An 11,599-nucleotide genomic window follows, 5' to 3' on the forward strand; every position below is an offset into this window, starting at 1 on the left:
CGGGGGCTTGGAGCGCGGCTCGCCCCGGTGGCCCTCGATCGAGTTGAACAGGGCCGTCTCCTCCCCGCAGACGTAGGCGCCCGCGCCGCGCCGGATCTCGATGTCGAAGGCGTAGCCCTGCCCGAGGACGTCGTCGCCGAGCAGACCACGGGCGCGGGCCTGGGCGACGGCGTGTTCCATGCGGCGCAGGGCGCGCGGGTACTCGCCGCGCAGGTAGAGGTACCCCCGGTGGGCGCCGACCGCGTACGCCGCGATCGTCATCGCCTCCACCAGCGCGTACGGGTCGCCCTCCATCAGCACCCGGTCCTTGAAGGTGCCGGGCTCGGATTCGTCGGCGTTGCACACCAGATAGTGCGGGTGGTCGGGCTGGGACGCGGTGGCCTGCCACTTGCGGCCGGTGGGGAAGGCGGCGCCGCCACGCCCGAGCAGCCCCGAGTCGGTGACCTCGCGGATGACCCCGGCCGGGCCGAGCGCGAACGCGCGGCGCAGCGCCGTGTAGCCGCCGTGGGCGCGGTAGTCGTCGAGGGAGGCCGGGTCGACGACGCCGACCCGGCGCAGCAGGACCAGCCCGGCCTCGCCCGCCTGCGGTACGGCGTCGACGGCCGCCGGCTCCTCGGGCGCCGAGTCGGGGGCGGTCGCGGCCAGGGCGGCGCCGTCCACGCTCGCAGGTGCCGCCACGGCCGTACGCACCGCCTCACCCGCCCTGATCGCCAGGGCGGCCGGGGCCCGCTCGCACAGGCCGAGGCAGGGGCTGCGCTCGACGTGGACGCCGCTGCCCGGGCCGCCGAGCCGGGACTCGACACCGGCGCACAACTGCTGCGCCCCGGCGGCCGTGCAGGCCAGGTCGGTGCACACGTGCAGCACGGTCGCCGGCCGGGGTCGCACCGAGAACATCGCGTAGAAGGTGGCCACGCCGTACGCCTCGGCCGGCGGCACGGTCAGCCGGCGGCACAGGTAGTCCAGGGCGCCCGGGCTGATCCAGCCGATCCGGTCGTTGAGCGCGTGCAGCCCCGGCAGCAGCAGGTCGCGGCGCTCCCGGGCCACGCGCCCGCCCCGCGCCCAGCGCAGGTCCGCGTCGGTGCGGCCGGCGCCCTCCCAGGAGGACTGCGGTGGGCCCAGCAGGGCGTCCACGGCGGCGCGTTCGTCGTCGGTCGGTTCGCTGTCGCCGAAGTGCAGGTCCACGTGCGCTCACCTCACGTAGGTCACGACCGGAAGCTTCTCGATGCGGATCGCCGACGCCTTGAACTCCGCCGTCCCCGCGATCGGGCAGTTCGCCTCGATCGTCAGCCGGTTGGTGTCCACCTCGTCGGGAAAGTGGAACGTCATGAAGGCGAGCCCCGGCCGCAGCGCCGGGTCGACCCAGACGGGCGCCTCCACCGACCCGCGCCGCGAGGTCACCCGTACCCGCTCACCGACCACCACGCCGTACCGCTCGGCGTCCTCCGGGCTCAGCTCGATGGACTCGCCGCGCCGGAGCGGGGAGGCGTAACCGCCGCTCTGCACCCCGGTGTTGTAGGAGTCCAGCCGCCGGCCGGTGGTGAGCCGGATCGGGTAGGTCTCGTCGGTCAGATCGACCGGCGGGTCGTGCCGCACGATCCCGAACGGTGCCGGCCTGCCCCGCAGGGCGGGGTCCTGTTCCCACAACCTGCCGTGCAGATACGTCGGTTCCAGCCGGTCGGTGCTCGGGCACGGCCACTGGATCCCCTGGTGCTCCTCCAGCCGCGCGTACGTCATGCCGTGGTGGTCCGGGGACAGGGCGCGCAGCTCGTTCCACACGGCCTCGGCGTCGGCGTACTTGAAGTCGTGGCCGAGGCGGGCGGCCAGGTCGCACAGGATGTCGATGTCCTCGCGCGCCTCGCCGGGCGGGGTCACCGCGCGCCGCACGCGCTGCACCCGGCGCTCGCTGTTGGTGGTGGTGCCCTCGGTCTCCGCCCAGCCGGCGGTCGCGGGCAGCACGACGTCCGCGAGCTCGGCGGTCCTGGTCAGGAAGATGTCCTGGACGACGAGGAAGTCCAGCGCGCTCAGCCGCCGTACCGCCTGCTCGCTGTCCGCCTCGGACTGGGCCGGGTTCTCGCCGACGCAGTACACGGCCCGCAGCGAGCCGTCCTCCATCGCCTCGAACATCTCGGTCAGGGTCAGCCCGTAGTGCGGCTGGATCACGGCGTCCCAGGCCGACTCGAACTTCGCCCTGATGTCGGCGTCGAGGATGTCCTGGAAGCCGGGAAGCCGGTTGGGGATCGCGCCCATGTCGCCGCCGCCCTGCACGTTGTTCTGCCCGCGCAGCGGCTGCAGACCGGAGCCGTAGCGGCCGACGTGACCGGTCAGCAGGGCCAGGTTGATCAGCGCGCGGACGTTGTCGGTGCCGTTGTGGTGCTCGGTGATGCCGAGCGTCCAGCACAGCTGGGCGCGCTCGGCGCGGGCGTAGGCGTGGGCCAGCTCGCGGATCGCGCCGGCCGGTACGCCCGTCACCTTCTCGGCGAGGGACAGGGTCCAGGGCTCGACCAGGGCCCGGTACTCGGCGAAGCCGGTCGTCGCCCGCTCGATGAACGCCTCGTTCGCGAGCCCCGCGTGGATGATCTCCCGGCCGACGGCGTGCGCGAGCGCGATGTCGGTGCCGACGTTCAGGCCGAGCCAGCCCTCCGCCCACTCGGCGGTGGAGGTGCGGCGCGGGTCGACGGCGTACATCCGGGCGCCGTTCCTGATGCCCTTCAGCACGTGCTGGAAGAAGATCGGGTGTGCGAAGCGGGCGTTGGAGCCCCACATCACGATGACGTCGGTGTGCTCGACCTCCTCGTACGACGACGTGCCGCCGCCGGAGCCGAACGCCGCTGACAGGCCGGCGACGCTGGGGGCGTGGCAGGTGCGGTTGCAGGAGTCGACGTTGTTGGTGCCCATCACGACCCGGGCGAACTTCTGCGCCACGTAGTTCATCTCGTTGGTGGCGCGGGAGCAGGAGAACATCCCGAAGGCGCCCCGGTTGCGGGCCAGTCCGCGGGCGGTGCGGTCCAGCGCCTCCTCCCAGGTCGCCCGGCGCAGCGGCTCGTCGCGGGAGTCGCGCACCAGGGGGTGGGTGAGGCGGGTGTAGGTCTTCGGTTGCCGTTTCCTCATGCGGCGCTCCTCAGCGCGAGCAGGTCCGACAGGGCGTGCACGGTGCGCAGGGTGGGCACCGGCACACCGGTGATCTCCGCGAGTTCGACGACGGCCGCGAGCAGCACGTCGAGTTCGAGCGGCTTGCCGCGCTCCAGGTCCTGGAGGGTGGAGGTGCGGTGGTCGCCCACGCGTTCGGCGCCGGCGAGGCGGCGTTCGACGGAGACGCCCGGTTCGCAGCCGAGGGCGCGGGCGACGGCGAGCGTCTCGCTCATCATGATCTCGATGACCCGGCGGGTGCCGCCGTGCCGGCACATCTGCGCCATGGTCGCCCGGGACAGGGCGCTGATCGGGTTGAACGAGATGTTGCCGAGCAGCTTGACCCAGATGTCGTCGCGCAGGTCGGGTTCGACGGGGCACTTCAGGCCGCCCGCCCGCATCGCCTCGCTGAAGCGGACACAGCGGTCCGAGACGCCGCGGCCGGGCTCGCCGACGGAGAACCGCGTGCCCTCCAAGTGCCGTACGACACCGGGGGCTTCGAGCTCGGTGGCCGCGTAGACCACGCAGCCGACGGCCCGCTCGGGCGCGAGCACCGCACTGACCGCGCCGCCGGGGTCCACGCTCTCGATGCGGCGGCCGTCGTGGGGGCCGCCGTGCCGGTGGAAGTACCACCAGGGGATGCCGTTCTGGGCGGCGACGACCGCCGTGCTCTCGTGCAGCAGCGGCCGGATCAGCGGCCCGCACGCCGCGTAGGAGTTGGCCTTCAGACCCAGGAAGACGTAGTCGGCGGGGCCGACCTCGGCCGGGTCGTCGGTGGCGTGCGCGCGGGCGGTGAAGTCGCCGCGCGGGCTGCGCACCCGTACGCCGTGCCGCCTCATGGCCGCCAGGTGCGGTCCACGGGCAATGAGATGGACATCGGCGCCCGCGCGGTGCAGAGCGGCGCCCACATAGGCGCCGATCGCTCCGGCGCCGAGGACTGCGACTTTCACGTGGGGCTCTCCGTTCGGTCGAGGGATACCGCGGAGGGGAGGCGGACGGACGGCTGAGGAGAGGCACATCCCCGCATCCTGTCGACGAAATATTGTCTACAGTATGGAAGGAGGGTGGGCAAGGGTTCGCGCAGCGGCTGCCCGGGACCGCCCCGCACGTCTGACGGAAGCCGACAACCCCCGCGTCCGTTTCCTGTCGCTTCGCCTGCCCTCGTACCCGCGAGTCACTGATCAGACTGGGGGGTCCGTGTCCGAGGCAACGAGGGGGACCCATCCAGATGAACGGCTCGCGGATCGCCGCCGTCGGCCACTACCAGCCCGCCAAGGTGCTCACCAACGAGGACCTGGCCGGTCTGGTCGACACCAGCGACGAGTGGATCAGGAGCCGGGTCGGCATCCGGACGCGGCACATCGCCGGGCCCGACGAGCCCGTCGACGAACTCGCCGCGCACGCCGCCGCCAAGGCGCTCGCGGCGGCCGGCCTCACGCCCGGCGACATCGACCTCGTCCTGGTCGCCACCTCCACCGCCGTCGACCGCTCCCCGAACACGGCCGCCCGGGTCGCCGCCCGGCTCGGCATCCCGCAGCCCGCCGCCATGGACGTCAACGTGGTCTGCGCCGGCTTCACCCACGCGTTGGCCACCGCCGACCACACCGTGCGCGCGGGCGCCGCCCGGCGTGCCCTCGTCGTCGGCGCCGACAAGATGTCCGACGTGACCGACTGGACCGACCGCAGCACCTGCGTCCTGGTCGGCGACGGGGCCGGGGCCGCCGTGGTGGAGGCCTGCGCCGAGGGGGAGGAGCCCGGCATCGGGCCGGTGCTGTGGGGATCGGTGCCCGAGATGGGGCACGCCGTGCGCATCGAGGGCCAGCCGGCCCGGTTCGCCCAGGAGGGGCAGGCCGTCTACCGGTGGGCGACGACCCAGCTGCCGCCGCTGGCCCGGCAGACCTGTGAACGCGCCGGCATCGCCCCGCGGGACCTCGCGGCTGTCGTCCTCCACCAGGCCAACCTGCGCATCATCGAACCGCTCGCCGAGCGCATCGGCGCCCCGCAGGCCGTCGTCGCCCGGGACGTGACCGAGTCCGGCAACACCTCCGCCGCGAGCATCCCGCTGGCCCTGTCGAAGCTGGTCGAGCAGGGCCGGATCACGACCGGCGACCCCGTCCTGCTGTTCGGCTTCGGCGGCAACCTGTCGTACGCGGGGCAGGTCGTGCGCTGCCCCTGACCAGGGGAAGCGCAGGGGGCGTGGCACGGGGGACCCGGGGGGCTCGTGCCGAGGGGACCGCACGCCGCGGTGGCCATTGTGCGCCGTAGACTGTAGACGAAAGACAATCGATACTGATGGTCTTCCGGCGTGCCGTCCCACCGAGTCCCGCGAGGGGGAGCGATGTTGTCGACCGGACTGCCGCAGGGCGCGGTGCCCCGACTGGAGCGGCCCGGCCCGCTGCGCGAGCGCGTCTACGAGGCCCTGCTCGAACTCATCACCACCCGTGCCCTGCGGCCCGGCCAGCACCTCGTGGAGAGCGAACTCGCCGGGCATCTCGGCGTCTCCCGGCAGCCGGTGCGCGAGGCGCTGCAGCGGCTCAACACCGAGGGCTGGGTCGATCTGCGGCCCGCGCAGGGCGCGTTCGTGCACGAGCCGACCGAGGAGGAGGCTGACCAGCTGCTCACGGTGCGCACGCTGCTGGAGGCCGAGGCCGCCCGGCTGGCCGCCGCGAGCGCGGACGACGCCGGGGTCGCCCGGCTGGAGGAGCTGTGCGCCCAGGGCGAGGAGGCCGTCGCCGCCGACGACGTGGACGGCGCCGTCGCCCTCAACGCCCGCTTCCACGCCACGATCATGGAACTGGCCGGCAACGCGGTCCTCGCCGACCTCGCCGCCCAGGTCGACCGCCGGGTGCGCTGGTACTACACACCGGTGGCCCGGCAGCGCGGGCAGCAGTCGTGGATCGAGCACCGCGCGCTCATCGCCGCCATCGCCGAGGGCGACGAGCAGCGCGCCACCCGGCTGATGCGCGAGCACACCGAGCACACCCGACGCTCGTACCACGAGCGCCCGAGCGCCTGACGCCTGTGCGGGTGCCTGACTCTTGGGCGGGCGTCTGACGCCTGCGCGGGTGCCTGACTCTTGGGCGGGCGTCTGACGCCTGCGCGGGTGACTGGCTCTTGGGCCGGTGCCTGACGCCTGCGCGGGTGCCTGACTCTTGGGCCGGTGCCTGACGCCTGCGCGGGTGCCCGACTCTGGGGCGGGTGTGGTGTCCCCTACGCGGGTGCCGGCGCGTCCTCGGTGGCCGGTGTGCGGTCGCCCGCCCAGCGGGCCTCGGTGGCCAGCATCGCCACCACCACGGCCACCAGGCAGGTCAGTTCGACCGCCGCCGAGGTGCGCACGCCCAGCAGGGCCGTCGCCGCCGCCACCGGGGCCGCCGTGAGGCGGTAGCGCACGGGACGCAGGCCCAGGGCCGCCCGGAAGGCCGCGTCCCCGGCGAGGAACAGCGCGACCCCGCCGGCAAGCGCCAACGCCGGTCCCGTGTGCGGGTGTTCGGTGAGATGGCCGAGCGTCTTCTTCACCCCGGCGGCCAGGAAGGCGATGCCCAGCAGCATCGGCAGGAAGGCGTAGTAGTACGCGTTCATCGCGCGCCGCCAGCGCGCCGGCGCCGGAGTCGCGGCGAACGCCGCCTCGGCCGCCTCCTCGTCGCGCACGAAGTACGTCCACCACAGCGACACCGCCAGCGCCAGCGCCAGGAACGCGCCGCCGACCAGACCCGGGGTCAGCGGCAGATCCCCGATGCCGATCCCGATCGCGATCACGGACTCGCCGAACGCCACGATCAGCAGCAGCCCGTGCCGCTCCACGAAGTGCGCCGCGTCCAGCGCGCCCAGCTGCTCGCGCAGCACCTCGGCCGGCCGTCCGTCGGCGCGTCGCGGCCCGTGCTCCGCGAACAGCGGGGTGACGAACTGCAGTACCAGCGCCAGCAGCCACAGACCGTCCGCGGCCAGGCCGTCGACCAGCCCGGCGCCGGTCACCGACAGCGCGGCCAGCGCGTTCGGCACGCCGTACCAGATGGTGTCCCGGCCGTGGCTGCGGGTGTACAGCGTCGTGTGCACCACGACCACGCCGAGGAAGCCCAGCCCGAACACCACCCCGGTGTCGTCGAAGACACGCGGGATCGCCAGCGCGCACACCAGGAACGCGGCCATGCCGAGCATCAGCAGCAGCCGGCGTGACGGACGGTCGGGCGGCACCTGGTTGGTGAGGTAGGCGTAGGCGCCGTACATCCAGAACAGCACGACGAGGATCAGCGCCACCCGGCCCGCCGTGGCGAACGACAGGTCGGCGGTGAGCAGCACGGTGAGCTGCGTGAGCGTGAAGACGAAGACGAGGTCGAAGAACAGCTCCAGGGTCGTGACCCTGCGACCCGGCTCCGGCGGTGCGGCGTTCATGTGTCCCCCCAGGTGAACGGTGTGCCCGCCGATCGTAAGGGCCGTGCCCGGCTGGGCTGTTGGCGACCAGGCCTTTGTCCTGTGAGTGGAAAAAGTCGGCGGGAATCCGTGCGCGACTTCTTCCCACATTCAACAGTCACTGCTACGTTCCCCTCGAAAGCCCGACGACGGTGGCCGAATTGAGGCGGGGAGGGGCACGTGAGACGCATGACCGCACGACCCGCGAACACGCATCAGGCCCGGCTGCTGAAGCTGCTGCGCGACGGGGGACCCAACTCCCGTGCGCAGCTGGGCGATCAGGTCGACCTCTCGCGGTCCAAGCTCGCCGTGGAGGTGGACCGGCTGCTGCAGACCGGCCTGGTCGTGGCCGACGGTCTCGCCGCCTCGCGCGGCGGGCGCCGCTCCCACAACGTCCGGCTCAACCCGCAGCTGCGCTTCCTCGGCGTGGACATCGGCGCGACGTCCATCGACGTCGCCGTCACCAACGCCGAGCTGGAGGTCCTGGGCCATCTCAACCAGCCCATGGACGTCCGCGAGGGACCCGTCGCGGTCTTCGAGCACGTGCTGGCCATGGCCGCGAAGTTGCGTGACTCCGGGCTCGCGGAGGGGTTCGACGGCGCCGGCATCGGCGTCCCGGGCCCGGTCCGCTTCCCGGAGGGCGTCCCGGTGGCTCCGCCGATCATGCCGGGCTGGGACGGCTTCCCCGTGCGGGAGGCGCTCAGCCAGGAACTCGGCTGCCCGGTCATGGTCGACAACGATGTGAACCTGATGGCGATGGGGGAGATGCACGCGGGCGTCGCACGCTCCGTGGGCGACTTCCTCTGCGTCAAGATCGGCACCGGTATCGGCTGCGGCATCGTGGTGAGCGGGGACGTCCACCGCGGTGTCACGGGCAGTGCGGGCGACATCGGCCACATCCAGGCCGTGCCCGACGGCCGCCCGTGCGCCTGTGGCAACCGGGGCTGTCTGGAGGCGCACTTCAGCGGCGCCGCCCTCGCCCGCGACGCCGTCGAGGCGGCCGGGCAGGGGCTGTCGCCGGAACTGGCCTCGCGGCTGGAGACCAACGGCACGCTGACCGCCGTCGACGTGGCCGCGGCCGCGTCCGCCGGTGACGCCACCTCCCTCGACCTCATCCGGGAGGGCGGCACCCGCACCGGGCAGGTCATCGCCGGCCTGGTCAGCTTCTTCAACCCCGGCCTGGTGGTGATCGGCGGCGGGGTGACCGGACTCGGCCACACCCTGCTCGCCGCGATCCGCACCCAGGTCTACCGCCAGTCGCTCCCGCTCGCGACCGGCAACCTGCCCATCGTCCTGGGGGAGCTGGGACCCGCCGCCGGAGTCATCGGCGCGGCCCGGCTGATCAGCGACCACCTGTTCTCACCGGCGTAACCGACGACACCGGTCCGCACCACCAGCACAGCGCACGGCTCCACCCTGCCCTGAACCACAGCTTCCCCCCTACCGCCCTGCCCTCTTCCCGCAAGGCCCCTTCTCCGCTCCGCCCTGCCCTGAACCGGCCCGCACGCCCGCCGAGGGGATCCACGCATGGCACCACAACCACCTCTGCTCAGCATGTCCGGCATCACCAAGGCCTTCCCCGGCGTCCGCGCACTGGACGGCGTCGACCTCGACGTCCTGCCCGGTGAAGTGCACTGCCTGCTCGGCCAGAACGGCGCCGGGAAGTCCACCCTCATCAAGGTCCTGGCCGGCGCCCACCAGCCGGACACCGGCACCATCCGCTGGCGCGGCGAGGAGGTCACCCTCCGCTCGCCGATCGCCGCCATGCGCCTCGGCATCGCCACCATCTACCAGGAACTCGACCTGGTGGAGCACCTGTCGGTGGCCGAGAACGTCCACCTCGGACACGAGCCCACGGCCGCCGGGTTCGTCGTACGGCGCAGGGCCGCGAAGGAGTCGACGGCGGCGCTGCTCAAGCGACTCGGGCACCCGGAGATCGACCCGGGCCGGCTGGTCGGGGAGTTGTCCGCGGCGCAGCAGCAGATCGTGTCCATGGCCCGCGCGCTGTCCCACGACGTACGGCTGATCGTGATGGACGAGCCGTCCGCCGCGCTCGACCCCGACGAGGTGGACAACCTGTTCCGGATCGTGGGCGACCTCACCGCCGACGGAGTCGCCGTCGTCTACATCTCGCACCGCCTGGAGGAGATCCGCCGTATCGGCGACCGCGTCACCGTGCTGAAGGACGGGCGCGCGGTGGCCGGCGGACTGCCCGCGAAGACCACCCCGACCAGCGAGGTCGTCGCCCTGATGACCGGCCGGAACGTGGCGTACGTCTTTCCCGAGCGGCCGGCCGAGCCACCGGCGGGCACCCCGGTGCTGCAGGTGCGCGGCCTCGCCCGGGACGGCGAGTTCGCCCCGCTCGACCTGGATGTGCACGCCGGGGAGATCGTCGGGCTCGCCGGACTCGTCGGCTCGGGGCGCTCGGAGATCCTGGAGACCATCTACGGCGCCCGCAAGCCGACGGCAGGTCAGGTACTCGTCGATGGAAGCCCGTTGAAGGCCGGCAGCGTCCGCGCCGCCGTCCGTGCCGGGCTCGGGCTCGCCCCCGAGGAACGCAAGGCGCAGGCCCTGCTGATGCTGGAGTCCGTCACCCGAAACGTCTCCGTCTCCTCGCTGTCCCGCTTCTCGCGCGCCGGCTGGATCGACCGCGGAGCCGAAGCCGGCGCCGCCCGCGCCGCCGTCCGTGAGCTGTCGCTGCGGCCCGACAACCCGTCCGTGCCCGTGCGCACCCTGTCCGGCGGCAACCAGCAAAAGGCCGTCCTGGCCCGCTGGCTGCTGCGCGGCTGCCGCGTCCTGCTGCTCGACGAACCCACCCGCGGCGTCGACGTCGGCGCCCGAGCCGAGCTGTACGCGGTGGTACGGCGCCTGGCCGACGAGGGCCTCGCGGTGCTCCTCGTCTCCAGCGAGGTGCCCGAGGTGCTCGGCCTCGCCGACCGCGTCCTGGTCCTGCGCGAGGGCCGGGTGGTGCACACCGCGCCCGCCCGCCGGCTCGACGAACACCGCGTCCTCGACCTCGTCATGGAAGGAAGCCCGGCGTCATGACGCAGCACGTCTCCCCGCCACGGGACGGCACCGGAAAGGTGCCGCCGGTCCAACTGCCCGCCTGGCGCACCCTGATGGCCCGCGCCGACGTCCGCACCCTGTCCCTGCTCGGCGTGCTCGCCGTGCTCGTGGTCATCGGCGGTGTCACCAAGCCCGACGAGTTCCTCGACACCCGCAACCTGCAACTCGTCCTCACCCAGGCGTCGGTGATCGGTGTCGTCACCGTCGGCATGACCTTCGTCATCACCTCCGGCGGCATCGACCTGTCGGTCGGCGCGATCGTCGCGCTGGCCTCGGTGTGGGCGACGACGCTCGCCACACAGGAGTTCGGCTTCGCCGGCATCCTGTTCACGGCGGTCGTCGTCGGCCTCGGCTGCGGCCTGGTCAACGGCCTGCTCATCGCGTACGGCGGGATGGTCCCGTTCATCGCCACCCTCGCCATGCTGGCCTCGGCCCGCGGCCTCGCCCTGCAGATCACCGACGGCAAGACGCAGATCGTCACCATCGACAGCGTGCTGAGCCTCGGCGAGCGCGACTCCTACGTCCTCGGCATTCCGCCGCTCGTGCTGGTCTTCGCACTCGTGACGATCCTCGGCTGGCTGCTGCTGAACCGCACCACCTTCGGCCGGCGCACCGTCGCCGTCGGCGGCAACGCCGAGGCCGCCCGGCTCGCCGGCATCGACGTCCGCCGCCAGCGGCTGTATCTGTACCTGCTGTCCGGACTGTGCTGCGGCATCGCCGCCTTCCTGCTGATCGTCCTGTCCGGCTCGGGACAGAACACCAACGGCAACCTCTACGAACTCGACGCCATCGCCGCCGCCATCATCGGCGGAACCCTGCTCAGCGGGGGGCGCGGCACCATCACCGGGTCCGTGCTCGGCGTCCTGGTCTTCACCACGATCACCAACATCTTCGCCCTGAACAACCTGCAGAGCGACGTCCAGCAGATCGCCAAGGGCGCGATCATCGTCGCCGCCGTGCTGGTCCAGCGCCGTACCGCAAGCACGACCTGAGGAAAGGG

9 protein-coding genes are annotated in these 11,599 nt (G+C 72.8%); 5 read left to right on the forward strand and 4 right to left on the reverse strand.

The window, feature by feature from the left end; all coding sequences use genetic code 11:
- The 3 genes from C3489_RS25920 to C3489_RS25930 form a co-directional block, all read right to left on the reverse strand.
- The coding region (locus C3489_RS25920; protein WP_181139844.1) for an NAD(P)H-dependent oxidoreductase subunit E at positions 1-1,182 on the reverse strand (1,182 nt) is incomplete at its 3' end.
- Between the two features lie 6 nt (positions 1,183-1,188).
- On the reverse strand, positions 1,189-3,108 hold the full coding sequence (locus tag C3489_RS25925) for a molybdopterin oxidoreductase family protein (RefSeq protein ID WP_103784485.1): 1,920 nt from the start codon (positions 3,106-3,108) through the stop codon (positions 1,189-1,191).
- Entirely contained in the window at positions 3,105-4,076 is a 972-nt protein-coding gene (locus C3489_RS25930) for a 2-dehydropantoate 2-reductase (protein WP_103784486.1), read from the reverse strand. The genes C3489_RS25925 and C3489_RS25930 overlap by 4 nt, the downstream gene beginning before the upstream one ends.
- 278 nt (positions 4,077-4,354) lie before the next feature.
- Between C3489_RS25930 and C3489_RS25935 the strand changes: the two genes are divergently transcribed.
- Together C3489_RS25935 and C3489_RS25940 are read left to right on the forward strand one after the other, a co-directional pair.
- On the forward strand, positions 4,355-5,302 hold the full coding sequence (locus C3489_RS25935) for a beta-ketoacyl-ACP synthase III (protein WP_103784487.1): 948 nt from the start codon (positions 4,355-4,357) through the stop codon (positions 5,300-5,302).
- A 162-nt stretch (positions 5,303-5,464) separates the two neighbouring features.
- Positions 5,465-6,142, forward strand: a complete 678-nt coding sequence (locus C3489_RS25940; protein WP_103784488.1) for a GntR family transcriptional regulator — start codon at positions 5,465-5,467, stop codon at positions 6,140-6,142.
- Between the two features lie 194 nt (positions 6,143-6,336).
- On the opposite strand, the gene C3489_RS25945 is transcribed toward C3489_RS25940, so the two are convergent.
- The gene (locus C3489_RS25945) at positions 6,337-7,515 is read right to left on the reverse strand and encodes a low temperature requirement protein A (RefSeq protein ID WP_103784489.1); all 1,179 of its coding nucleotides are present in this window, start codon (positions 7,513-7,515) and stop codon (positions 6,337-6,339) included.
- Positions 7,516-7,722: 207 nt separating this feature from the next.
- Between C3489_RS25945 and C3489_RS25950 the strand changes: the two genes are divergently transcribed.
- From C3489_RS25950 to C3489_RS25960, 3 genes are all read left to right on the forward strand, one after another.
- Positions 7,723-8,904: an ROK family transcriptional regulator gene (locus C3489_RS25950; RefSeq protein ID WP_103784490.1), complete on the forward strand. Its 1,182-nt coding sequence runs from the start codon at positions 7,723-7,725 to the stop codon at positions 8,902-8,904.
- A gap of 156 nt (positions 8,905-9,060) precedes the next feature.
- Positions 9,061-10,578, forward strand: coding sequence for a sugar ABC transporter ATP-binding protein (locus C3489_RS25955; RefSeq protein WP_103784491.1), 1,518 nt, complete (start codon positions 9,061-9,063; stop codon positions 10,576-10,578).
- Positions 10,575-11,591, forward strand: coding sequence for an ABC transporter permease (locus C3489_RS25960; RefSeq protein ID WP_103784492.1), 1,017 nt, complete (start codon positions 10,575-10,577; stop codon positions 11,589-11,591). Before C3489_RS25955 ends, C3489_RS25960 begins: the two co-directional genes overlap by 4 nt.
- Positions 11,592-11,599: the final 8 nt, after the last annotated feature.

Origin of the sequence: Streptomyces sp. Ru71 (genome assembly GCF_002920535.1) — a bacterium.
GTDB lineage: Bacteria > Actinomycetota > Actinomycetes > Streptomycetales > Streptomycetaceae > Streptomyces.